General features: G+C 68.4%; 22 protein-coding genes and 1 pseudogene. 5 read left to right on the top strand and 18 right to left on the bottom strand.

The window, feature by feature from the left end; all coding sequences use genetic code 11:
- Positions 1-5 precede the first annotated feature (5 nt).
- The gene (locus ABD678_RS08920; RefSeq protein ID WP_344755820.1) at positions 6-1,307 is read right to left on the bottom strand and encodes a deoxyguanosinetriphosphate triphosphohydrolase; all 1,302 of its coding nucleotides are present in this window, start codon (positions 1,305-1,307) and stop codon (positions 6-8) included.
- The gene (gene dusB / locus ABD678_RS08915) at positions 1,300-2,499 is read right to left on the bottom strand and encodes a tRNA dihydrouridine synthase DusB (RefSeq protein ID WP_344755818.1); all 1,200 of its coding nucleotides are present in this window, start codon (positions 2,497-2,499) and stop codon (positions 1,300-1,302) included. The genes ABD678_RS08920 and dusB overlap by 8 nt, the downstream gene beginning before the upstream one ends.
- A gap of 32 nt (positions 2,500-2,531) precedes the next feature.
- Between dusB and ABD678_RS08910 the strand changes: the two are divergent.
- Positions 2,532-3,043 (top strand): annotated as a pseudogene (locus tag ABD678_RS08910) (aminoacyl-tRNA deacylase).
- Between the two features lie 73 nt (positions 3,044-3,116).
- Here ABD678_RS08910 and ABD678_RS08905 read toward each other — a convergent pair.
- Positions 3,117-3,260 carry a hypothetical protein gene (locus ABD678_RS08905; protein WP_344755816.1) on the bottom strand — a complete coding sequence of 48 codons (144 nt, stop codon included), beginning with the start codon at positions 3,258-3,260 and terminating at the stop codon, positions 3,117-3,119.
- Positions 3,257-3,910 (bottom strand): DsbA family oxidoreductase, encoded by a 654-nt coding sequence (locus tag ABD678_RS08900; RefSeq protein ID WP_344755814.1) that lies wholly within the window; start codon positions 3,908-3,910, stop codon positions 3,257-3,259. Before ABD678_RS08900 ends, ABD678_RS08905 begins: the two co-directional genes overlap by 4 nt.
- Positions 3,911-4,041: 131 nt before the next feature.
- Between ABD678_RS08900 and ABD678_RS08895 the strand changes: the two genes are divergently transcribed.
- Complete coding sequence (locus ABD678_RS08895; protein ID WP_344755812.1) at positions 4,042-4,779, top strand: SDR family NAD(P)-dependent oxidoreductase; 738 nt, start codon at positions 4,042-4,044, stop codon at positions 4,777-4,779.
- Positions 4,780-4,866: 87 nt separating this feature from the next.
- Here the strand turns inward: ABD678_RS08895 and ABD678_RS08890 are convergent, their stop codons facing one another.
- The 4 genes from ABD678_RS08890 to recO all read right to left on the bottom strand — a co-directional run bounded on the left by ABD678_RS08890 (position 4,867) and on the right by recO (position 9,070).
- A complete protein-coding gene (locus ABD678_RS08890) occupies positions 4,867-6,252 on the bottom strand; it encodes a glycine--tRNA ligase (protein ID WP_344755809.1) in 1,386 nt (461 codons plus the stop codon).
- A 96-nt stretch (positions 6,253-6,348) separates the two neighbouring features.
- Positions 6,349-7,443: an aminotransferase class V-fold PLP-dependent enzyme gene (locus tag ABD678_RS08885; RefSeq protein WP_344755807.1), complete on the bottom strand. Its 1,095-nt coding sequence runs from the start codon at positions 7,441-7,443 to the stop codon at positions 6,349-6,351.
- A 92-nt stretch (positions 7,444-7,535) separates the two neighbouring features.
- Entirely contained in the window at positions 7,536-8,339 is an 804-nt protein-coding gene (locus ABD678_RS08880; protein WP_344755805.1) for an isoprenyl transferase, read from the bottom strand.
- Positions 8,336-9,070: a DNA repair protein RecO gene (gene recO, locus ABD678_RS08875; RefSeq protein ID WP_344755803.1), complete on the bottom strand. Its 735-nt coding sequence runs from the start codon at positions 9,068-9,070 to the stop codon at positions 8,336-8,338. Before recO ends, ABD678_RS08880 begins: the two co-directional genes overlap by 4 nt.
- 103 nt (positions 9,071-9,173) lie before the next feature.
- Between recO and ABD678_RS08870 the strand changes: the two genes are divergently transcribed.
- Entirely contained in the window at positions 9,174-9,836 is a 663-nt protein-coding gene (locus tag ABD678_RS08870) for a pyridoxamine 5'-phosphate oxidase family protein (RefSeq protein ID WP_344755801.1), read from the top strand.
- 23 nt (positions 9,837-9,859) lie between these two features.
- Here ABD678_RS08870 and leuA read toward each other — a convergent pair whose 3' ends face one another.
- Positions 9,860-11,620, bottom strand: a complete 1,761-nt coding sequence (gene leuA, locus ABD678_RS08865; protein ID WP_344755799.1) for a 2-isopropylmalate synthase — start codon at positions 11,618-11,620, stop codon at positions 9,860-9,862.
- 221 nt (positions 11,621-11,841) lie between these two features.
- Here leuA and ABD678_RS08860 point away from each other — a divergent pair, with 221 nt between their 5' ends.
- Together ABD678_RS08860 and ABD678_RS08855 are read left to right on the top strand one after the other, a co-directional pair.
- A complete protein-coding gene (locus ABD678_RS08860; RefSeq protein ID WP_344755797.1) occupies positions 11,842-12,489 on the top strand; it encodes a hypothetical protein in 648 nt (215 codons plus the stop codon).
- 165 nt (positions 12,490-12,654) lie between these two features.
- A complete protein-coding gene (locus tag ABD678_RS08855) occupies positions 12,655-14,163 on the top strand; it encodes a trypsin-like peptidase domain-containing protein (protein ID WP_344755795.1) in 1,509 nt (502 codons plus the stop codon).
- A 106-nt stretch (positions 14,164-14,269) separates the two neighbouring features.
- On the opposite strand, the gene ABD678_RS08850 is transcribed toward ABD678_RS08855, so the two are convergent.
- From ABD678_RS08850 to hrcA, 9 genes are all read right to left on the bottom strand, one after another.
- Positions 14,270-15,061, bottom strand: a complete 792-nt coding sequence (locus tag ABD678_RS08850; protein WP_344755793.1) for a LuxR family transcriptional regulator — start codon at positions 15,059-15,061, stop codon at positions 14,270-14,272.
- 122 nt (positions 15,062-15,183) lie between these two features.
- Positions 15,184-16,077, bottom strand: a complete 894-nt coding sequence (gene era / locus ABD678_RS08845) for a GTPase Era (protein WP_344755791.1) — start codon at positions 16,075-16,077, stop codon at positions 15,184-15,186.
- Positions 16,074-17,366, bottom strand: a complete 1,293-nt coding sequence (locus ABD678_RS08840; RefSeq protein ID WP_344755789.1) for a hemolysin family protein — start codon at positions 17,364-17,366, stop codon at positions 16,074-16,076. Before ABD678_RS08840 ends, era begins: the two co-directional genes overlap by 4 nt.
- A gap of 4 nt (positions 17,367-17,370) precedes the next feature.
- Positions 17,371-17,832, bottom strand: coding sequence for an rRNA maturation RNase YbeY (gene ybeY / locus ABD678_RS08835; protein ID WP_344755787.1), 462 nt, complete (start codon positions 17,830-17,832; stop codon positions 17,371-17,373).
- Positions 17,829-18,953 carry a PhoH family protein gene (locus ABD678_RS08830; RefSeq protein ID WP_425561959.1) on the bottom strand — a complete coding sequence of 375 codons (1,125 nt, stop codon included), beginning with the start codon at positions 18,951-18,953 and terminating at the stop codon, positions 17,829-17,831. The genes ybeY and ABD678_RS08830 overlap by 4 nt, the downstream gene beginning before the upstream one ends.
- The gene (locus tag ABD678_RS08825; protein WP_344755785.1) at positions 18,943-19,311 is read right to left on the bottom strand and encodes a histidine triad nucleotide-binding protein; all 369 of its coding nucleotides are present in this window, start codon (positions 19,309-19,311) and stop codon (positions 18,943-18,945) included. Before ABD678_RS08825 ends, ABD678_RS08830 begins: the two co-directional genes overlap by 11 nt.
- Positions 19,312-19,361: 50 nt before the next feature.
- A complete protein-coding gene (locus ABD678_RS08820) occupies positions 19,362-20,090 on the bottom strand; it encodes a 16S rRNA (uracil(1498)-N(3))-methyltransferase (RefSeq protein WP_344755783.1) in 729 nt (242 codons plus the stop codon).
- 12 nt (positions 20,091-20,102) lie between these two features.
- On the bottom strand, positions 20,103-21,200 hold the full coding sequence (dnaJ, locus tag ABD678_RS08815; protein ID WP_344755781.1) for a molecular chaperone DnaJ: 1,098 nt from the start codon (positions 21,198-21,200) through the stop codon (positions 20,103-20,105).
- Between the two features lie 17 nt (positions 21,201-21,217).
- Positions 21,218-22,240, bottom strand: coding sequence for a heat-inducible transcriptional repressor HrcA (gene hrcA / locus ABD678_RS08810; RefSeq protein WP_344755779.1), 1,023 nt, complete (start codon positions 22,238-22,240; stop codon positions 21,218-21,220).
- Between the last annotated feature and the right edge of the window lie 57 nt (positions 22,241-22,297).

Here is a 22,297-nt window from a genome sequence, read left to right as displayed (position 1 = left end):
CGATTCTAGGCGGGGCCGGATTCCGCGGCTGAGCCCTGTGGACGGCCGACGAACTTCCGGTGCCAGGCGTTCGCCGACTGGTCGGTGAGACTCGCCACCTGGTCGACGACGGCGCGCTTGCGGCCGGCATCCGTGTCCGCCTCGCGCCAGTCGGCGGCGAAACCCGCGTCGAGCGCATCCGGGCCCCGATCGAGCAGCGCCTCGGCCAGCTCGGTGATCGTGTCGCGCTGCCGGGCGTAGATGGGCTTGCGCGAGTTCGTCGACATGACGTTCGCCGCGACGATGCCCTTGAGCACAGCGATCTCAGCGCGGATCTCGCGCGGGACGACGACGCTCGCGCCGAACCGGATGAGGTGCTCGCCGCCGTGCTCGGCGAGCGTCGCCTGCGTCGCGATGCCGGCGAATCGGCCGATGAGCTGGCTCGTGAGGTTCTTGAGGCGGCCCTGCGCCGCGCGCGTGCCGTCGAACTCGTCGATCCAGGATTCCAGCGAGTCGAGCCGGTCGAAGGCCGCGATGAGCTCATCGTGGCCGAGCTCTCCGCCGATCCACACGAACATCGAATCGACGAGTTCGTCGTGGTCGACTCGGGCCCCGAGGGCCGGCACATCGATGTAGCCGCCGACGATCGCATCCTCGAAATCGTGGACGGAGTAGGCGATGTCGTCGGAGAGGTCCATGACCTGGGCCTCGATGCACAGCTGCCGCTCCGGTGCCCCATCGCGCAGCCAGTCGAAGGCGGGGGTGTCGTCCAGGTAGAAGCCGAACTTGGCGCGGCCGCTCGGGTCGCCGACAGCGCTCTCGGCCGGCCACGGGTACTTGCAGCTCGCATCGAGGCTGGCTCGCGTGAGGTTGAGTCCGTAAGAGCGACCGTCGCCGCCGAAGACCTTCGGCTCGATGCGGGTGAGCAGCCGCAGGGTCTGGGCGTTGCCCTCGAAGCCGCCCACGTCCGCGCACCACGCGTTGAGCGCCCGCTCGCCGTTGTGGCCGAACGGCGGATGCCCGAGATCGTGGGCGAGGCAGGCGGTGTCCACGACATCCGGATCGAGGCCGAGGCTCGAGGCCAGTTCGCGTCCGACCTGGGCGACCTCCAGCGAGTGGGTGAGGCGGTTGCGGGCGTTGTCGACACCGGCCGTCGGGCTCAGCACCTGGGTCTTCGCGGCGAGGCGGCGAAGGGCGCTCGAGTGCAGCACGCGGGCGCGGTCGCGGGCGAAGTCGCTGCGGCGGTTGGAGTGCTCCTCGGGGAACCAGCGGGCACTGTCGTGCTCGGTGTATGCGCCCGATGCCGCAGGGGTCGCCGACTCAGCCACCTGTGGTGTCCGCTTCGCCCTCGCTCAGGTCGCCCCGGTGGGCAGCGGCCAGCTCGCGGCTGTCGAGCCAGCCCTCCGGCAGCACCGTGCGCTTCGGATGCCCGGCGCGCCCGCGCGGGCCCTCCGCGTCGTCGCCGGGGTACGGCTCGGACCAGTCGAGCCGGCCGAGCAGGTCGTCCATCTGCTGCAGGCTCTCGACCCTCGCGAGCGCGGAGCGCAGCTCGCTGCCGACCGGATATCCCTTGAAATACCAGGAGACGTGCTTGCGGATGTCGCGGCAGGCCCACTCCTCGCCGTCGTCGTCTTCGCTGCTCAGGAATTCGGCGAGCAGCTCGGTGTGGCGGCGGAGGGTCGCGGCGACGACGCCGAGGGTCGGTCGCGCCTGCCTCGCCGTGGCCTCCTCGAGAGAGAGCTCCCCCGCCCTGACCTGGAACGCGGCGACGAGGTCGCCGAACAACCACGGCCGGCCGAGGCATCCTCGGCCCACGACGACGCCGTCGCAGCCGGTCTGCTCGACCATGCGGATCGCATCCGCCCCGCTCCAGATGTCGCCGTTGCCGAGCACCGGCACGTCGGTGACCGTCTCCTTGAGCGTGGCGATCGCCGACCAGTCGGCTTCGCCGCTGTAGAACTCGCTCGCGGTGCGCGCGTGCAGTGCGACGCTGGCGACCCCCGCCCCGGCCGCGATGCGACCGGCCTCGAGGTAGGTGAGGTGGTTCGAGTCGATGCCCTTGCGCATCTTGACCGTCACGGGAACGTCACCACCGGCCTTGACCGCGGCCTCTACGATCTCCCGGAACAGGTCGAGCTTCCACGGGAGCGCCGCGCCGCCGCCCTTGCGCGTGACCTTGGGGACCGGGCATCCGAAGTTGAGGTCGACGTGGTCGGCGCGGTCCTCGGCCACGAGCATCGTGATCGCCTCGGCCACCGTGTGCGGGTCGACGCCGTAGAGCTGGATGCTGCGCGGCGTCTCCGACTCGTGATGCCGGATGAGACGCATCGTCTTCTCGCCGCGCTCGACGAGCGCACGGCTCGTGATCATCTCGCTCACGTAGAGCCCCGCGCCGAACTCGCGGCACAGCCGCCGGAACGCCGTGTTCGTGATGCCCGCCATGGGCGCGAGCACGACCGGCACCTCGAGCGCTATGCGCCCGAGCTGTAGTTTGGGAGTTGCGGTGGCGAGAGTGGTCATCGCTTCGATTCTCCCAGAAAGTGGTCGTCGGCATGGGCGAGGCATCAGGAAGTACACCCGCGGGCCGGCAGCGCGTGCTCGCGGATGCGGCCGCGCGCGGCCTCGAGGTCGAGATCGTCGAGCGGCCGGGCGCCGGGAGCCTGGAGGAGGCCGCCGAGCTTCTCGGCATCCGGCCCGCCGACATCGTCAAGACGCTCGTCGTTCGACGCAAGGCACCGTTGCGGCGACCTACCTCTTCGCCCTCGTACCGGGCGATCGGCAGATCTCCTGGCCGAAGCTGCGCGCCCTCGTCGGGGCGAACAAGCTCGCCATGCCGGAGGAGGCCCTCGCGATCGAAGCCACGGGCTACGGCCGGGGCACGATCACCCCGCTCGGCAGCACGACCGCGTGGCCCGTCTTCGCCGATGCGACGATTCCCGGCCACCGCATCGCGATGGGCGCGGGCGAGCGCGGCTACAGCGCCTTCGTCGACGCGGATGCCCTCCTCGCCTCGCTCGGCGCGACCGTCGCCGACATCACCGAGCCGCTCGCCCCTCGCTCCTGACCGCGAGGGGTCGGTTGTTGCTCTTAAAGGCTGCACCGAACAGCGGTAAGTGACCCCTCGCGGCCAGCTGCCGTCAGTTCCAGAGCAGGAGGTGGTGCGCAGGCCGGGGCGCGCAGCACTTGGCGGCCGGCGGCGGCCACTCGCACGTGTCGTCGACGCACACGGCGGCATCCGGCTGGCCGACCATCGTGAGAGGGGTCTTCTTCGCGTCGGTCACGCCGCCGCCTTCTTCTCCTCGCGCACCTGCTGCAGGGCTGCGGCGAACGTCGACGCCTCCTGCGCGCCGGAGATGCCGTACTTGCCGTCGATGACGAAGAAGGGAACACCCTGGATGCCATACTCCTGCGCCTGCGCGACGTCGGCCTTGACCGCGGCCAGGAACTCGTTCGACTCGAGCGCGCGCACGACGTCGGCCCGGTCGAACCCGATCTCCGCTGCGATGTCGGCGAGGTCGTCGATGCGGCCGACGTGTTCACCATTCACGAAGTACGCCTTGAGCAGGCGCTCCTTCATCTCCAGCTGACGGCCCTTGGACTTGGCGTAGTGCAGCAGCTCGTGCGCCTTGACCGTGTTGGTCTGGTGCACGGAGTCGTAGTCGTAGTCGAGACCGACGGATGCCGCGATCCCGGTGACCCGGTCGAGCATCTGGCTCACCTGGTCATGGGACAGACCCTTGCGCTGGGCGAGATAGTCGGCCGGCGTGCCGTCGAAATCGACTGGTGTGTCCGGCGCCAACTCGAACGAGTGGTATTCCACCTCGACCTCACCACCGAACTGCGCTGCCCCCGCCTCGAACTTGCGCTTGCCGATGTAGCACCACGGGCACTGCACGTCCGACCAGATGTCTACTTTGATTGCTTCGCTCACTCCTCGACCTTCCATCCTCAGGACAAACCAAGCCCGGCGCGCGAACATTCCCTCGAGGAATAGTTCCAAAGTCTATGCGGTTGCATATAAATGACGGTGCGAATCGCACCACTTGAGAAAGGGAAGAGAACATGACCCGGTTCACCGGAAAGACCGCTCTCGTCACGGGAGGCGCCAGCGGCATCGGAAAGGCCGCAGCCCGCCAGCTCGCTGAAGGCGGCGCGAACGTCGTCATCGGAGACATCCAGGATGCCGCGGGCGCAGACGTCGTCAAGGAGATCACGGATGCCGGCGGCAAGGCCCACTACGTGCACCTCGACGTCACGAGCGAGGACGACTGGAACAAGGCCGTCGCCGAGACCGTGAAGACGTTCGGTGGCCTCACGACTCTCGTCAACAACGCCGGCATCGGAGACACGCTCCCGATCGAGGAGACCCCGCTCGCCAGCTGGGACAAGGTCATCGCCGTCACCCAGACGAGCGCGTTCCTCGGCATGAAGGCCGCGAGCGCCGAACTGCAGAAGTCCGGCAACGGGTCGGTCGTCAACATCAGCTCCATGTACGGCATCGTCGGCGGGCTCGGCGGCCCGAGCTACGCGGCCGCCAAGGGTGCCGTGCGCATCCTCACCAAGAACACGGCGCTCGGATGGGCCAAGAAGGGCATTCGCGCGAACTCGGTGCACCCCGGCTACATCAACACGCCGATCCTGGGCGACACCGACCGGCAGTACCTGATCGACACGACCCCAATGGGTCGCCTCGGCGAGCCGGAAGAGGTCGCCAACGTCATCGCGTTCCTCGCCAGTGACGAGTCCTCGTTCATGACCGGGTCGGAGATCGTCGTCGACGGCGGGTACACCGCCGGCTAGATTCGGCGCTCACGCGGGTGTTTCGGTTGAGCGCGGGCGAAGTAATGCCCGCGTGAGGCGAGAACACCCGCGCACGAGGATGCAGGGCTACGCGCCGAGCAGTTGCTCCGCGAGGTAGCCCTGCAGCTTGTCGAGGGAGATGCGCTCCTGTGCCATCGAGTCGCGCTCGCGCACCGTCACGGCCTTGTCCTCGAGCGTGTCGAAGTCGACCGTGATGGCGAACGGCGTGCCGATCTCGTCCTGGCGACGGTAGCGACGGCCGATCGCACCGGCGTCGTCGAAGTCGATGTTCCAGAAGCGGCGCAGGTCGGCCGCGAGCTCCTTCGCGATGGGCGAGAGCTCCTCGTTGCGGGAGAGCGGAAGAACGGCCGCCTTGACCGGTGCGAGCCTGCGGTCGAGCCGCAGCACCGTGCGCTTGTCCACGCCGCCCTTCGTGTTGGGCGCCTCGTCCTCGTGGTATGCGTCCACGAGGAAGGCCATCATCGAGCGCGTGAGACCCACCGCCGGCTCGATGACGTAGGGCGTCCAGCGCTCGTTCTTCGTCTGGTCGAAGTACGACAGGTCGGTGCCGGAGTGCTCGCTGTGCGTCGAGAGGTCGAAGTCGGTGCGGTTCGCGACCCCCTCGAGCTCTCCCCACTCGCTGCCCTGGAAGCGGAACCGGTACTCGAGGTCGACCGTGCGCTTCGAGTAGTGCGAGAGCTTCTCCTTCGGATGCTCGAACAACCGCAGATTGTCGCGATTCATCCCGAGGTCCACATACCAGTTCACGCGTTCGTCGATCCAGTACTGGTGCCAGGTCTCGTCGGTGCCCGGCTCGACGAAGAACTCCATCTCCATCTGCTCGAACTCGCGCGTGCGGAAGATGAAGTTGCCGGGGGTAATCTCGTTGCGGAAGCTCTTGCCCACCTGGGCGATCCCGAACGGCGGCTTCATCCGGCTCGCCCCGAGCACGTTGTTGAAGTTCACGAAGATGCCCTGCGCGGTCTCCGGCCGCAGGTAGTGCAGCCCGCTCTCCTCCTCGACCGGGCCGAGATAGGTCTTGAGCATCATCTGGAAGTCGCGCGGCTCGGTCCACTGCCCGCGCGTCCCGCAGTTGGGGCAGACGATGTCGGCGAGCCCGTTCTCCGGCGCGCGGCCCTTCTTCTCCTCGTAGGCCTCCTCGAGGTGATCGGCGCGGAAGCGCCGGTGGCAGTGCAGGCACTCGGTGAGCGGGTCGGTGAAGGCGCCGATGTGACCGGATGCGACCCACACCTGGCGAGGCTGGATGATCGCCGAGTCGAGTCCGACGATGTCGTCGCGCGAGGTCACCATCGCCCGCCACCACTGGCGCTTGATGTTCTCCTTGAGTTCGACGCCGAGCGGCCCGTAGTCCCAGGCCGAGCGCGATCCGCCGTAGATCTCCCCCGCCTGGAACACGAATCCGCGGCGTTTGGCCAGCGAGATGACGGCATCGAGGGGGGAGGCGGTGGCCACGGTGTACTCCAGGAGGTCAGCCGGGCGCGAGGCGTGCGTCCGGTCGGCAGTGATCCTCCAGTTTAGGGCCGGGACGCGATACCGCTGCGCAGGCGCTCAGCGCAGCGCCCGCGCGACCGCCTCGATGTCGCTCTCGTCATTCCACAGGTGGATCGAAGCTCGAAGCCGCCCCGCCCGCCCGGAGACGGTGATGCCGGCGGCGACGAGCCTGGCCATGTCCTTCTGGTCCGCATCCGCCCAGGTCACGATCGGCTGGTGCTGCTGCGGGATCTCCAGCGCATCGCAGAGGCGGTCGCCGAGGCCGCTCGTGAACGCCCACACCTCCTGCATGTCGAGGCCGGAGAACAGGGTGAGCGCGGGCTCGGCGCCGACCCACGCGGGCCATGCCGGCGAGACGTCGAAGCGACGGGCGGACTCGGCGAGCTGCATGGCCGGTCCGTAGCAGGAGCCCCACACGTCCTCGCCCGCGTACCAGCCGGCCTGGACGGGCGTGAGCACCTCCTGGAAGCGTGGGCTCACGGTCATGAACGCGACACCGCGCGGTGAGCACAACCACTTGTAGGCGTGGCACAGCGTCGCATCGAACATGGCGGCATCCGCGGGGTAGACGCCCGCCGCCTGGGTGAGGTCGCACACCGTGAACGCCCCGTGCTGCGCTGCGGCGGCGACGATGCCCTCGTTGTCGGCGATGCGTCCGGTCGCCGACTGGGCGAGCGAGAAGACGACGAGCCAGGTCGCGTCGGTGACGGATGCCGCGAGCTCGTCGAGCGGGACCGCCCGCACCCGGATGTCCTTCCGCTGCAGGAAGGGGAACATGATCGAACTGAAGTCGCCGTCGGCGCAGAGCACCTCCGCTCCTGCCGGGACTGCCGCAGCGAAGATGCTCGCCATGACCGAGGTCTGCGAGCCGGTCGCCACGCGGTCCGCTCCCACACCGACAAGACGCGCGTAGTGCTCGCGCGTGTTCTCGTGGATGGCGTCGTAGTCCATGGGGTCACGTCGGCCGGAGGCCCAGAGCTCGATGTCGGCGAGCTGGGCGGCGACGGTCGCCTTCGTCGGCAGGCCGATCGAGGCGACCGCGAGGTAGCCGCGTGCCGCATCGCTGCGGAACTCGTCGATCGCGCGCCTGAGCGCGGGTGAGAGGGAACGGCTTGTGGCCGCCACGGCAGAAGTCGCTTGTGCAGAGGTCATCCTCCCATCCTGCCCCTGCTGCCGCGCGGCCGGAACGATCTGGATGCCGCTTTCTTGCAAGGTTTCGCGATGGGACTCAGGTTTCGTGCACATCACGTCGTCGGAGTATCCTTCGCACCACCGAATCGACGGTTTCGCGCAGCGTAGAGCTCGACGGCCTGCCAGAGCTGTTCGCGCGTGAAGTCGGGCCAGAGCGTGTCGAGGAACACCATCTCGGCGTAGGCGCTCTGCCACAGCATGAAGTTGCTCGTGCGCTGCTCGCCCGAGCTGCGCACGAAGAGGTCGACATCGGGCAGGTCCGGCTGGTACAGGTGGTGCTGGATGCTGCGCTCGGTGATCCCGGTGGGCTTGAGCCGGCCGGCGGCGACGTCGGCGGCGATCGCGCGCACGGCATCCGTGAGTTCCACCCGCCCGCCGTAGTTGACGCACATCGTGAGGTCGAGCACGGTGTTGCGCTCGGTGAGCCTCTCGGCGAACTGCAACTCTTTGATGACCGAACCCCAGAGTCGCGGCTTCCGCCCGGCCCACCGGATGCGCACCCCCCAGTCGTTGAGCTGGTCGCGCCGGCGGTGCAGCACGTCGCGGTTGAAGCCCATGAGGAAGCGAACCTCCTCGGTCGAACGCGACCAGTTCTCGGTCGAGAACGCGTAGACGCTGAGGTGACGGATGCCGAGCTGGATGGCGCCGGCGACGACGTCGAGGAGCGATGCCTCGCCGGCGCGATGGCCCTCGATGCGGGTGAGACCGCGGGCGTTCGCCCAGCGGCCGTTGCCGTCCATGACGAGGGCGACGTGGCCCGGGATCGCGGATGCCGGAAGCTTCGGCGGATAGAGGCCGGTCCAGTCGACGGGCCTGAAGTCGACGGAGTCCTTGTGGGTCTTCGGGGCGCGGGTCATGCCTGCACGCCCCGCTCGACGTGCTGCAGCGACCGCAGGCTGCGTTCGAGGTGGAACTGGGTGTAGGCGGCGATGACCCCGCTCGCCTGGCTGCGCGACCGCTCCTCCGCGGCATCCGCGACCCGCCAGTCGCCGGCCAGCAGCGCTGCGAGCAGGCCGATCGTCTGCGCGTCGAGGCGCGGGGCGCCCGGCGGCGCGACCTCGTCGGCCACCACTCCCCCGAGCTGCACGACGAAGGCCGTGTGCGGGCCGGGGGCGCCGGTCACCGCGCAGTCGACGAAGCTCGGCGCCCATCCGGCGATCGAGAGCGAGCGCAACAGGAAGGAGTCGAGGGTGAGGCTCGCCTCGTGCTCGTGTCGCGCGAGCGAGCGCAGGGCGCCGACGAGCAGGAGGTACTGCTGCAGCGAGCCGTTGTCGTCGGTGACCTTGTCCGCGGTCTCCACCATGGCGCTCGCCGCAGTGTAGGAGGCGTAGTCGTTCATGATCTCGGCGCCGTACGCCCCGATCGACTCCGCCTGGGTGACGATGTCGAGGCTGCGCCCCTCGTAGAGCTGCACGTCGACGACCATGAAGGGCTCGAGCCGGGACCCGAACTTGGATGCCGTGCGCCGAACTCCCTTCGCGACCGCGCGGATCTTCCCGTGCTGACGGCTCAGCATGGTGACGATGCGGTCGGCCTCGCCCAGCTTGTGGGTGCGCAGCACGACGGCTTCGTCACGGTAGAGAGGCATACGCCAATTATCGGCGCCTCGGCGTGGTTTGTCCGGGCGGCGGGCGGCCCGCCGCCCGATGCGCGACCTGCACGACCTGCGGCGCGTGCAGCAGAATTGCACGATGAGCCTCAACCGTACTCGACCGGCCCGGATGCCGGAGCGCGTGAACTCGACCGACCGCGAGCCCCTCGACCGGCTGCTGCGGGATGCGTCGGTGGGGCACTTCGCCTTCGTCGAGGAGGGGCGACCGGTCGTCATGCCGATCGCGATCGTTCCGGACGGCGACGACATCCTCCTTCACGGTTCGACCGGATCGTGGTGGTTGCGGAGGCTCGCGACCGGAATCCCGGTCACCGTCTCGGTCATGGCCGTCGACGGGCTCGTGTACGCCCGCTCCGCCTTCGAGTCGTCCATGCGCTACCGCAGCGCCATACTCTTCGGCTCGTGCACCCCGCTCGACGAAGACCGGAAGCTCGCCGCTCTCGACCTCGTGACCGAAGGGCTGCTGCCTGGCAGGCTCGGGGAGCTCCGCCCGCACAATCGCAGGGAGCTCGCCGCGACCCTCATGCTCAGGATGTCGGTCGACGAATGGACGCTCAAGAACTCCACCCAGTGGCCGGAGGACCCCGAGGAGGACATCGCCGGCGACACCTGGGCGGGGGTGCTGCCGATCGCCACGACCTACGGGGAGCCGCTCCCCGCGCCGGACCTGCGGGACGGAATCCGGCTCGCACCCTCAGTTGACCGGTTGCGCGGCACTCGTCGTGCGCTGTCGGTGCGGTGAGGGTCGTTCCAGGATGAGGTCGCTCAGACGCCGGCGAGCTCGCGCTCGCCCGATCGCGTGCGCACAGCCCGGTTGACCGCCGACACGACGGCCTTGAGGCTCGCGGTGGAGATGTCGGCATCGATCCCGACGCCCCACAGCCGCTTGTCTCCCACCTGGCATTCGACGTAGGCGGCGGCGAGCGCGTCGCCCCCAGCCCCGAGGGCGTGCTCGACGTAGTCGTACACCTTCACGTCGATCCCCTCGCCCGAGAGGATGTCGAGGAACGCCGCGACCGGGCCGTTACCCGTGCCGTTCGCTTCCACGATGTCCTCGCCGACGCGAAGCTCGGCGAAGAGCGACACCTCGCCAGACATGTCGCTCGAGGTGCGGGTCCTGGTGAGCTCGAAACGGCCCCACTTGTCGTCGGGCACCGTCGACGGGAGGTATTCGTCGGTGAAGATCGCCCAGATCTCCCTGCTCGAAACCTCGCCGCCCTCTGCGTCCGTCTTCGCCTGCACGACCCCGCTGAACTCGATCTGCAGCTTGCGGGGCAGGTCGAGGGCGTGGTCCGCCTTGAGCAGGTAGGCCACTCCCCCCTTGCCGGACTGCGAGTTGACCCGGATGACCGCCTCGTAGCTGCGGCCGAGGTCCTTGGGGTCGACCGGCAGGTACGGCACGGCCCAGACGAGGTCGTCGACGGACTTCCCCTGCGCCGCTGCGTCGGCCTCCATGGCCTCGAAGCCCTTCTTGATGGCGTCCTGGTGGGAGCCGCTGAACGCCGTGTAGACGAGGTCGCCGGCCCAGGGGCTGCGCTCGGGCACCGGCAGCTGGTTGCAGTACTCGGCGATGCGCTTGACATCGTCGAGGTCGCTGAAGTCGATCTGCGGGTCGATGCCCTGCGTGAACAGGTTGATGCCGAGCGCGACGAGATCGACGTTGCCGGTGCGCTCGCCGTTGCCGAACAGGCATCCCTCGATGCGGTCGGCGCCGGCCTGGTAGCCGAGCTCGGCCGCCGCGACCGCCGTGCCGCGGTCGTTGTGGGGGTGCAGGCTCAGGATGACGTTCTCGCGGTGGTTCAGGTGCCGCGACATCCACTCGATCGAGTCGGCGTAGACGTTGGGTGTCGCCATCTCGACGGTCGCCGGCAGGTTGATGATGACCTTGCGCTCCGGGGTCGGCTCGAAGACCTCGAGCACCTGGTTGCAGACGTCGAGCGCGAAATCCAGCTCGGTGCCCGTGTAGCTCTCCGGCGAGTACTCGTAGTAGACGTCGACGCCGGGGGCGAGAGCCTCGGCGGCCTTGCACAGGCGCGCGCCCTCGAGTGCGATATCGATCACGCCCTGCCGGTCGGTGCGGAACACGACGTCGCGCTGCAGGATGCTCGTCGAGTTGTAGAGGTGAACGATCGCCTGCTTCGCACCACGGATCGACTCATAGGTGCGGTTGATGAGCTCCTCGCGGGCCTGGGTGAGCACCTGGATCGTCACGTCATCCGGGATCAGGTCCTCCTCGATGAGCTTGCGGACGAAATCGAAGTCGGTCTGGCTCGCCGAGGGGAACCCGACCTCGATCTCCTTGTAGCCCATCCGCACGAGCAGATCGAACATGATCTGCTTGCGCTCGGGGCTCATGGGGTCGATGAGCGCCTGGTTGCCGTCGCGGAGGTCGACCGCGCACCAGCGCGGCGCCCGGGTGATCCTCGCGTCGGGCCAGGTGCGGTCCGGCAGGTCGACGGCGAAGGTCTCGTGGTACGGACGGTACTTGTGAATCGGCATCGCCGACGGTGATTGTGTGTTCTTCATGGTCCTGGGTTCTCTCTGCTGCGGATCAGCCATTCGGTGAGAAGGCCACGACGAACTCCGCGACGAGGGAGGCCTGGGTTAGGACTCGTCGCGGCAGCTAAGGAGAAGCAGACCGAACACGGTTTCAGGATACCATCCGCGCCGTCGGCCCGAAACCGTGACGAATGAATGACTGATTCTGTTGGGTTCTCCCGCGACCGACAGCTCGTGAGAATAGAGCCATGACACGGACCAGATCCCATCGTCGACCGGTGCTGCGAACCGCCCTGCTCGCCGCCACGCCCATCGTCGCCGCGCTTGTCCTCGGCGGATGCGCGACGCCGTCGACCCCCGGCGGGCAGCCGCCATCCGGAATCGCCGCCGAAGGCGAGGTCATCGGCCAGGGCACCGTGCTCCAGGTCGACGAGGCCGCCCCCATGTTCTGCCTCGGCGGAGTCCTCGAGTCCTACCCTCCCCAGTGCGACGGGCCCGAGATCGTCGGATGGGACTGGGACAGCGTGGACGGAGCCGAGACGGCGAGCAGGGTCACCTGGGGTGCGTACGCCCTGCAGGGAACCTGGGACGGCGAGCGCTTCACGCTCACGCAGCCCGCCATGCTCCTCGCCCTCTACGACCCGATGCCGATCGTCGACCCCTACGAGGACCCCGCCAACGCCGGCACCAACGAGGAGTCGCGACTCCTCGAGGTGCAGGCGGAGCTCAATACCGCTGACCCGAGCCTGCGGCCGCTCGAATCGGGGCCGCGAAACGGCTACCTCTTCGCGACCTGGATCTACGACGACGGCGACCTGCAGCGCTACGTCGATAACCGCTTCGGCCCGGATGTCGTCCACGTCGTGAGTGCGCTGCGCCCGGTCGAGGGCGGCTGAGCCGTCGGCGCCGCCGTGAGAGCGACCCCAGTATCGAAAAACTAGGGTCGGTTCTGAGCCCCTCGGCCGGTGGGAACCGGAAAGCTGGGGGCATCGACGGGTCAGGTGCACCCGTCGCACCAGGAGGAACCCGTGTACCCACACACCACAACGATGCGGCGCACCATGCGCTCCATCGCCCTGATCGCCACGGCCAGCATCGCGGCGTTCACGCTCAGTTCGTGCTTCTCAGTCAACGTCGAAGCCGGTCCGAAACCGGTCGACTTCAAGGGCGTGCAGTCCGCGACCATCCAGATCCAGGCCCAGGGAACGTTCATCCCGGCCGGCACGACCCAGCCGTCGGAGTCTGCGGCGCGCGGGTCGGGCTTCATCATCGATCCGAGTGGAATCGCCGTCACCAACAACCACGTCGTGGTCGGTGCCGGAACCCTCAAGGTCTGGGTCGGCGGCGACACGTCCAAGCAGTACAACGCGAAGGTGCTCGGCGCCTCGGAATGCCTTGACCTCGCCGTCATCCAGCTCGACGAGGGCGACTACCCGTTCATGGCCTGGCACAAGGGCGACATCGAGACAGCCCTCGACGTCTACTCCGCCGGATTCCCGCTCGGCGACCCGAACTTCACGATGACGCGAGGCATCGTCTCCAAGGCGGATGTCCCTCAGGACGACTCCTGGGCATCCCTCGACCACGTCATCGAGCACGACGCCCGCATCCGCGGCGGCAACTCGGGCGGGCCGCTCGTCGACCCGGAGGGCAAGGTCGTCGGAGTCAACTACGCCGGCCGCGATGATCTCGACTACAACTTCGCGATCCACCGCGACCAGGTGCTGCCCGTCCTCGAAGACCTGAAGTCCGGTACCCCGGTGCTCTCCCTCGGACTCAACGCGCAGGCGAGGCAGCCCGCAGACGACGGCTCGCCGCTCGGGATCTGGATCGAGTCGGTCGCGGCCGGAAGCCCGGCGGATGCCGCCGGCATCGAGCCCGGCGACGTGCTCTTCGACATGGCCGGCGTCACGCTGGCCAGGGACGGCTCACTCGGCGACTACTGCCAGGTGCTCAAGACCCAGGGCGTCGACGCGACGATCGACTTCCAGGTCTACCGGCCCATCGAGGACTCGATCTACGAGGGCCAGTTCAATGGCAAGGAGCTCGAACTCGTCTCCAGCGGCAACTCCCAGGGCGGCGACGGAGGAACCGTCGACAGCTTCGTGACCGTCACCGACGACTCCGGGACGGTGAGCGTGAACGTTCCCAGCAACTGGAACCAGATCGACGGGTCGAGCTTCACCGACGACAGCGGCGCCACGTATTACGACGTGACCGCGACGACGGACCTGGCCAACTACAACTCGAGCTGGTCGGTTCCCGGGGTTCGCGTGACCGCGAGTGAGGACGCCCTCGGCAGCGACCTCATGCAGATCATCGGCAACTACAAGAGCGGTGTCGGTGCGGACTGCACGGTCGGAAACGAGGGTGCGTATGACGACAGCTACTACATCGGCCAGTTCGTCTACTTCACCGGATGCGGCGGGACGAGCACCGACTACGCCGTCGTGGTCGCCAACGACGCGAGCAACACGCATCTCATGATCCTCACCGTGCAGATGGTGACGGACTCGGACAAGGATGTCGTGCTCGACAACATCCTGAACAGCTTCCAGGCGGTGTTCTAGCCAGGACACAGGCTCCCCCAGCCCTGTGGTGGGAGGCCGGATCGGGGCGGTGCGAAAGCTCCGCCCCGATCCGCGCGTCCCACCGCGGCCGGGGAGAACCCAAGCCTCAGGCCACCGGTTCCGTCTCCAGCATTGCGGCGAGCGCGTGCCTGGTCGTCACCCCGAGCTTGCGGAAGCAGCGCGACAGGTGGAACTCGACGGTCTTGAGCGTCACGAAGAGCCGGGCAGCGATCTCCCGATTCGACAGCCCCGCCGCCGCCAGCGTGGCAACCCTCAACTCAGCGGGCGTGAGCCGGCCCCTCCGCAACGAGACGACGCTCGCCGCATGGAGAATCGCCTCGACGACCGGGGGCTTCGGCACCTCCCGCTCCTCCCGGATACCGCACAGCAACGCAATGGGCTCGGGTGAGAGCAGCGATACGAGGTGGCCGATCACGGTGGCCGAGGCGGCATCCGCCCACTGGAGATCGTCCACGACGAGCAGGACCCGCTGCCGGCCGGCGAGGCGCGCGATCGCCCAGCGCACGGCGTAGGAGATCTCGGTCGCAGACGTGTCCACCGCTCCCCTGACGACGAGCTCGCGGAGGGCGGCACCCGGGCCGTCGAATGGCTCGTCGCCCTCCTCGGTGACCCGTGCGAGCCCGGCGAACCACTGGTATATGACGCCGAAGGGGATCGAATCGCCGAGTGGCAGGCAGTTCGCCCAGAGCACGAGCCAGTCCTCGTGCTCGGCCACGACCGAGCGCAGGACGGCGGATTTGCCGCTGCGGGCGGGACCGGTCACCGCGATCGTCACGGCGCCGCGGTCGCCGGCGCGCTCGAGCTGACCGCGCAACTGCGCGCTCTCTCCCTCGAGTTCAATGATGGCCACGATGCCCGCCTGTCCCTGATCGGTCACCGAATTGTAGTGGCTCACGGGGACTGCGCGGTAGAGCCTGCCTGGCACCGGGAACCGGATGTCACTCCTCCGTCGGTCAGCATCATCCGCTGGATGTACGCCACTCCCAGTGCTCGCGGCGCCTAGAAGCCGAGGCGGCCCAGCTGCTTCGCGTCGCGCTGCCAGTCCTTGGCCACCTTGACCCGCAGCGACAGGAACACCTGCTTGCCGACGAGCGGCTCGATCGCCGCCCGCGCCCGCGCGCCGACCTCGGCCAGCCGGCTCCCCTTGTGGCCGATGATGATGCCCTTCTGACTGTCGCGCTCGACGAACAGGTTCGCATAGATCTCGAACAGCTCCTTGTCGTCCCGGTCGACCATGTCGTCGATCGTGATCGCGATCGAATGCGGAAGCTCATCCGACACCCCTTCGAGCGCCGCCTCGCGGATGAGTTCGGCGATGCGTGCCTCGAGGTCCTCCTCGGTGACCGTCTCCCGCGGGTAAAGCGGTTCCGACTCCGGGAGCAGGGCCACGAGCTCCGCCGCGAGGATGTCGAGCTGCACACCGGTGAGCGCAGACACCGGGATGATGGTCGCCCACTCCCGCAGCCTGCTCACCGCCAGGAGCTGCTCGGCGACCGCCGACTTCGAGGCGACATCCACCTTGGTCACGATCGCGACCTTCTTCGCCTTCGGGAACTGGTCCAGCTGCTCGTTGATGAAGCGATCGCCCGGCCCGAGTTTCTCGTTCGCCGGCACGCACAGGCACATGACGTCGACGTCCGCGAGCGTCGACTGCACGACGTCGTTGAGACGCTCGCCGAGCAGGGTGCGCGGGCGATGCATCCCCGGGGTGTCCACGAGGATGAGCTGGCCGTCCGGCCGATGCACGATGCCCCGGATGGCGCGGCGCGTGGTCTGCGGCTTGCTGCTCGTGATCGCGACCTTCTCACCGACGAGCGCGTTCGTCAGGGTCGACTTGCCGACATTGGGGCGTCCGACGAACGTCACGAAGCCCGCCCGGAACTGCTCGCTCATGACTCATTCCCCTTGGCCTCGGCCAGATCCAGTTCGACGCTCTCGTCGCGCTCGACGATGACGGTCCTCAGCCTGGTCCCCCGCCGCTCGGTCCGGTCCGCCGTCAGCAGGAGCCCGGCGGAGTGCGCGACCGAGCCGGTCGTCGGCAGCCGCCCCAGTGCCTTCGCGATGAGCCCGCCGACCGTCTCCACGTCGTCGTCGTCGAGCTCGAGGCCGAACAACTCGCCGAGCTCGTCGATCGGCAGCCGTGCGCTCACCCGGTAGCGTCCCGGGGCGAGCTGCTGCACCTCGACGACCTCGCGGTCGTACTCGTCGGAGATGTCGCCCACGAGCTCCTCGATGAGGTCCTCGAGCGTCACGAGCCCGGCGATCCCCCCGTACTCGTCGACGACCATCGCGAGGTGGTTGGACTCCAACTGCATCTGGCGCAGCAGTTCGTCGACCTTCTTGGACTCCGGAACGAAGAGCGCCGCCCGCGCGAGCTGGGAGACCAGCGTGTTCTCGACATCCAGAGGTTTCTCGAAGGTGAGCCGGGCGACATCCCGCAGGTAGACGACGCCGAGCACCTCGTCGATGTCGGAGCCGATGACCGGCATCCTGGACACCCCCCTGCTCAGGAAGAGCGACATCGCCGCGGAGATCCCCTCGTCACCGTCGACCGCCACCATGTCGGTGCGCGGGATCATGACCTCCCGCACGACGGTGTCGTTGAACTCGAAGATCGAATGGATGAGCTCGCGGTCGTCCTCCTCGAGCACGTCGAGAGCGGTCGCCTCGTCGACCATGCTCAGCAACTGCTCCTCGGAGGAGAACGAGACGGTCCTCGGCCGCCCGGGTGTCACCCGGTTGCCGATGGCCACGAGAGCCGCCGCAATGGGGCCGAGCACGACACGCGAAGCATGCACGAGCCAGGCGCTCCACCGCATGACCGGTCGGGCGTTCACCCGGCCGACCGCGCGCGGGCTCGAGCCCACGAGCACGAAGGATGCCAGCGTCATGATGAACGCGGACAGCAGGAGCGCCCACCACCACTCGTCGAAGACATAGGCGAAGGCGAGGGTGACGAGCACCGCAGCGGTCGTCTCGGCCACGACGCGCATGAAATTGACGGCGTTGACATGGGCGCCGACATCCGCCGCGATCGCCAGGAGCGACCTGCGCGCCCGCGCGGTCGAGGCGAGCTCGGTGAGGTCCGCCCTCGAGAGCACTCCGAGCGCGGAGTCCGCCGCCGCGAGCCAGCCGCCGAGGGCGACCAGCACGACCGCGACGCTCACGAAGACGGGGATCATGGCGCTAGCGTTTTCGCTCGGCCTGGGCGAACCCCGCGAGGATGTCGCGCTGGATGCCGAACATCTCGCGCTCCTCCTCCGGCTCGGCGTGGTCGAACCCGAGCAGGTGCAGGAGGCCGTGGCAGGTGAGCAGGAGCAGTTCGTCGATGAGGCCGTGGCCGGCTGCCTCCGCCTGACTCGTCGCCACCTGGGGACACAGCACGATGTCGCCGAGGAGCCCGGCCGGGGTCATGACATCATCGGTTCCCGGCCGCAGTTCGTCCATCGGGAAACTCAGCACGTCCGTCGGCCCCGGCTCGTCCATCCACTGCACATGGAGCTGCTCCATGGCCGCCTCGTCGACGAGCACGATGCCGAGTTCGGCATCCGGGTGCACGTGAAGCCGGTCGAGCGCGTAGATGACGAGTCGCTGCAGGGAGGGCTCGTCGACCTCGACCTCGGACTCGTTGTTGATCTCGATGCTCACGTCCCCGCCTTCCGCTGGTGATCCTGCGGGTTGCGGCCGCGCCGGAGGGGCGCCCTGCGCTCCTCGCGGTTGGGTCCGCCATGCTGCTGGCCTTCGCCCTGCTGGCGTTCGAAACGCTGCACCTGTCGTTCCGCGTCGTACTTCGTGTAGGCGTCGACGATGCGCCCGACAAGGCTGTGCCGCACGACATCCTCGCTCGTGAGCCTCGCGAAGTGGATGTCGTCGATCTCGGTGAGCACGCGCGTGACGAGCTGCAGGCCGCTCGCCCCGGCCGGAAGGTCGACCTGGGTCACGTCGCCGGTGACGACCATCTTCGAGCCGAACCCGAGCCGGGTCAGGAACATCTTCATCTGCTCGGGGCTCGTGTTCTGGGCCTCGTCGAGGATGATGAACGAGTCGTTGAGGGTACGCCCGCGCATGTAGGCGAGCGGGGCGACCTCGACCGTGCCGGTGGCGAGGAGCTTCGGCACGACCTCGGGATCCATCATCTCGTTGAGTGCGTCGTAGAGCGGCCGCAGGTAGGGGTCGATCTTGTCGTTGAGGGTTCCAGGCAGGAACCCCAGCCGCTCACCCGCCTCGACGGCGGGGCGGGTCAGGATGATGCGGCTGACCTCCTTGCGCTGCAGCGCTTGCACGGCCTTCGCCATCGCCAGGTAGGTCTTGCCGGTTCCGGCCGGGCCGATCCCGAACACGATCGTGTTGCGGTCGATCGCATCCACATAGTTCTTCTGGCCGAGCGTCTTCGGCCGGATGCTCTTACCCCGCGTCGTGAGGATCGCCTGGCTGAGCAACTCGGCCGGACTCGTGCCGGGGTCGGCCCTGAGCATCCGCACCGAGGTCTCGACTTCGGGCTCGCCCGGATCCTGTCCGTTCCGCACCATGCTGATGAGCTCCTCGACGAGTCGCTTCGCCTCCTGCACCTGCCCGGCGTCGCCCTCGAGGGTCACCTCGTTGCCTCGCACGAGCACGCGTACGAGCGGATACTGGCTCTCGACCGTCCTGAGAAGGCGGTCCTGCGGGCCGAGCAGGCGGACCATCGCGATCCCGTCCACCTCGAACCGCTCGCGCGCGTCCCGGTCCCCCGTGGGATCCTCGCCGCTGGGTTGGTCGTTACTGGCCAAGAGATCCTTCCGCCAGACCGCCGTCCGGACCGGCCCCGAGGACGTGCGCGTGCACGTGGAAGACGGTCTGCCCGGCCGAGGGACCCTCGTTGAAGATGAGTCGGTACTCCCCGCCGGCGTGCTCCTCGGCGAGGTGCTTCGCGGTCCCCACGAGTTCGGCGAGCAGGGCGGGGTCGCCCGCGGCGAGCTCGGAGACGTTGCGGTACTGCCCGGTCTTCGGCACGACGAGCAGGTGCACTGGCGCCTGCGGGTTGATGTCCCGGAACGCGATCATCGTGTCGTTCTCGAACACGATGTCGGCCGGGATCTCGCGCGCGACGATACGCGTGAAGATCGACGGTTCGCTGGTTTCCGGCATGGAGACCATCTTAACCGCTGGTGTCCTCAGCCGTGCCACCAGCGGGCGGGCTACCAGCGGCCGAGCGCGACACCCAGGACGGCGATCGCGGCCGGCCCGGCCGTACTCGTGCGCAGGATGTTCGTGCCGAGCGAGACCGCGGATGCCCCTGCCGCGGCCAGCCGGGCGAGCTCGGCCGGCGCGATGCCTCCCTCCGGCCCCACAACGACGAGCAGGTCGCGACCGGTCCTCGGCAGCGAACTCAGCTTCACCTCAGCAGTGGGTTCGAGGACCACGAGCTGGAACTCCTCCCCCAGCTTCGCGAGCGCCGCAGTCGAGGCGAGCGGTCGCAACTCGGGAATCCGGTGCCGCACCGACTGCTTGCTCGCCTCCCGCAGGATGCTCGCCCAGCGCTCCTCGTGCCTGCGGACCTTCGCGCCCTCCCACTTGACGATGGAGCGGCCGGCCGCCCACGGGATGACCCCGTCGACACCGAGCTCGGTCGCCGCCTGGATGGCGAGTTCGTCGCGGTCGTTCTTGGCGAGGGCCTGGGCGAGCCAGATCGCCGGGCGGGGTGCCTCCTCGAAGCGGGTGGACTCGACGGTGAGCTCGAAGCTCTCGCCGGCGACCGCCGAGACGACGCCCTCGGCGATCATCCCCCGCCCGTCCCCGACGCTCAGCCGCTCCCCGGCCTTCAGACGGCCGACGGTGACCGCGTGACGCGCCTCGGAGCCGGTCACGGCGATCGTGCTGCCGGCCACGGCATCCGTCGCCGCATCGCTCAGGTAGAAGTGCGCCACGGTCTCGGAGGGTCAGATGCCCAGGAAGCGGTCGCGCAGCTTCTGGAACAGCCCCTGTTGGAAGTGCGTGAGGGTCGGGGCGGCGGACTTGCGCGTTCCGGCGAACTGCTTGATGAGTTCCTGCTGCCTGGCGTCGAGTTTCGTCGGCGTGACCACCTGCACGCCGATCCTGAGGTCGCCGCGGCCCGAGCCTCGCAGATGGGTGACGCCGCGTTCCTTGACCGTGATGACCTCGGCGCTCTGGACACCCGGCTTGACCTCGACGGTCACCGGGCCGTCGAGAGCGTCGATCGTCGCACTCGTGCCGAGAATGGCATCCGTCATCTGCACCTCGAGGGTGGCCATGAGGTCGTCGCCGTTGCGGCTGAAGATGTCATGGTGGCGCACCTTCACCTCGAGGAAGAGGTCGCCGTTCGCGCCGCCCGCCGGGCCGACCTCACCCTGGCCGGAGAGCTGAAGCCGCAGGCCCGTCTCCACGCCGGCCGGGATGTCGACCGTCACCTTACGGCGTGCACGCACGCGCCCCTGGCCACCACAGGTCGGGCACGGGTTCTGGATGACCGTGCCGTAGCCGCGGCAGGTCCCGCAGGGGCTCGAGGTCATCACATTGCCGAGGAGGCTGCGCACCGAGCGCTGGATCTGGCCGGTTCCCTGGCAGATGTCGCAGGTGACCGGCTGGGTCCCGGGTGCGCAGCAGGAGCCCTCGCAGGTCCCGCACACGACCGCGGTGTCGACCTCGAGGTCGCGTTTGATGCCGAAGATCACGTCGCCCAGCTCGACCTCGATGCGAAGCAGGGCATCCTGCCCTCGCTCCTTGCGGGACCGGGGACCGCTCGTGCGCTGGGCGGCGCCGAAGAAGGTCTCGAAGATGTCGCCGAAGCCGCCGAAACCCGCGCCGAAGCCGCCCTGCCCTCCGAGGTCGTACTGCTCCCGCTGCTGCGGGTCGGAGAGCACGTCATAGGCGTGCGTGACGAGCTTGAACTTCTCCTGCGCCTCAGCGCCGGGGTTCACATCCGGATGCAGCTCCCTGGCCAGTCGCCGGTACGCCTTCTTGATGTCCTCGGGCGTCGCCGTCCGCTCGACCCCGAGTACTTCGTAGTGGTCTGCCACTCAATTTCCCTTGCGTATCATTCCTCGCCGAGCAGGCGGGAGAGGTAGCGGGCGACGGCGCGCACCGCTGCCATGTTGTTCGGGTAATCCATCCTCGTCGGGCCGAGCACGCCGACGCGCGCGAACTCGCCGCCCGTCGAGGTGTAGCCGCTCGCCAGGACCGAGGTCTCGCCGAGCCCGAAGGCCGCGTTCTCGATCCCGATCCTCGTGGCGAGCCCGTGCTGGTCCGGCTCCATCTCGGCGAAGAGCCTGAGCAGGGTCACCTGCTCCTCGATCGCCTCGAGTACCGGGTAGATGCTCCCGCCGAAGTCCTCCGCGGTGAGTGCGAGGTTCGCCGCCCCCGCCATGAGCAGTTTCTCGCCACGGGTGGCGGCGACCTGCTCCCCCAGGCTTTCGACGATCTCCGCGACGAAGGCGCGCCGTACGGGCTGGAACGAGTCGACGATCCCCTGAAGCGCCACGGCGGCATCCGCCATGCCGAGACCGCCGAGCATCCCGTTGAGCTTGGCCCTCACCTCGCCGAGGAACGCCTCGTCGAGGGGCGCCTCGACATCGATGTGGCGCTGCTCGACCCGACCGGTGTCGGTGATGAGCACGATCATGAGCCGGAGGGTGCTGAGCGGCACGAGCTCGATGTGTCGGATGCGCGAGCGCCCGAGCGACGGATACTGCACGAGCGCGACCTGGTGGGTGAGCTGCGAGAGCAGGCGCACGGTGCGGGTGAGAACCTCGTCGAGATCGCTCGCATGGCCGAGGAAGGTCTCGATCGCCTGGCGCTGTGCCGTGGTGAGCGGCCGGAGGTCGGCGAGCTGGTCGACGAAGACGCGGTAGCCCTTGTCGGTGGGAATGCGCCCGGATGAGGTGTGCGGGGCGGTGATGAGCTCCTCCTCCTCCAGGAGCGCCATGTCGTTGCGGATGGTCGCCGCTGAGACGCCGAAGGCGTGGCGTTCGACGATCGACTTGGAGCCCACCGGTTCGCGCGAGGCCACATAGTCCTGGACGATGACGCGAAGCACGTCGAGACTGCGATCGGTAGCCATTTCCACGTCCTTCCCGGCTCTGGCACTCAAGTGCTCCGACTGCCAATGGTATCGCGA

Origin of the sequence: Leifsonella bigeumensis, from assembly GCF_039537265.1 — a bacterium.
Classification (GTDB): domain Bacteria; phylum Actinomycetota; class Actinomycetes; order Actinomycetales; family Microbacteriaceae; genus Terrimesophilobacter; species Terrimesophilobacter bigeumensis.
Note: the sequence above shows the minus strand (reverse complement) of the source record. Positions and strands in the feature narration are given on the sequence as shown.

Coding starts and splice junctions, on each gene's coding strand:
- dusB (WP_344755818.1), bottom strand. CDS start 2,499: ATGACCACTCTCGCCACCGCAACTCCCAAACTACAGCTCGGGCGCATA.
- ABD678_RS08895 (WP_344755812.1), top strand. CDS start 4,042: ATGACCCGGTTCACCGGAAAGACCGCTCTCGTCACGGGAGGCGCCAGC.
- ABD678_RS08885 (WP_344755807.1), bottom strand. CDS start 7,443: ATGACCTCTGCACAAGCGACTTCTGCCGTGGCGGCCACAAGCCGTTCC.
- ABD678_RS08880 (WP_344755805.1), bottom strand. CDS start 8,339: ATGACCCGCGCCCCGAAGACCCACAAGGACTCCGTCGACTTCAGGCCC.
- recO (WP_344755803.1), bottom strand. CDS start 9,070: ATGCCTCTCTACCGTGACGAAGCCGTCGTGCTGCGCACCCACAAGCTG.
- ABD678_RS08870 (WP_344755801.1), top strand. CDS start 9,174: ATGAGCCTCAACCGTACTCGACCGGCCCGGATGCCGGAGCGCGTGAAC.
- leuA (WP_344755799.1), bottom strand. CDS start 11,620: ATGAAGAACACACAATCACCGTCGGCGATGCCGATTCACAAGTACCGT.
- ABD678_RS08860 (WP_344755797.1), top strand. CDS start 11,842: ATGACACGGACCAGATCCCATCGTCGACCGGTGCTGCGAACCGCCCTG.
- ABD678_RS08855 (WP_344755795.1), top strand. CDS start 12,655: ATGCGCTCCATCGCCCTGATCGCCACGGCCAGCATCGCGGCGTTCACG.
- era (WP_344755791.1), bottom strand. CDS start 16,077: ATGAGCGAGCAGTTCCGGGCGGGCTTCGTGACGTTCGTCGGACGCCCC.
- ABD678_RS08840 (WP_344755789.1), bottom strand. CDS start 17,366: ATGATCCCCGTCTTCGTGAGCGTCGCGGTCGTGCTGGTCGCCCTCGGC.
- ABD678_RS08825 (WP_344755785.1), bottom strand. CDS start 19,311: ATGCCGGAAACCAGCGAACCGTCGATCTTCACGCGTATCGTCGCGCGC.
- hrcA (WP_344755779.1), bottom strand. CDS start 22,240: ATGGCTACCGATCGCAGTCTCGACGTGCTTCGCGTCATCGTCCAGGAC.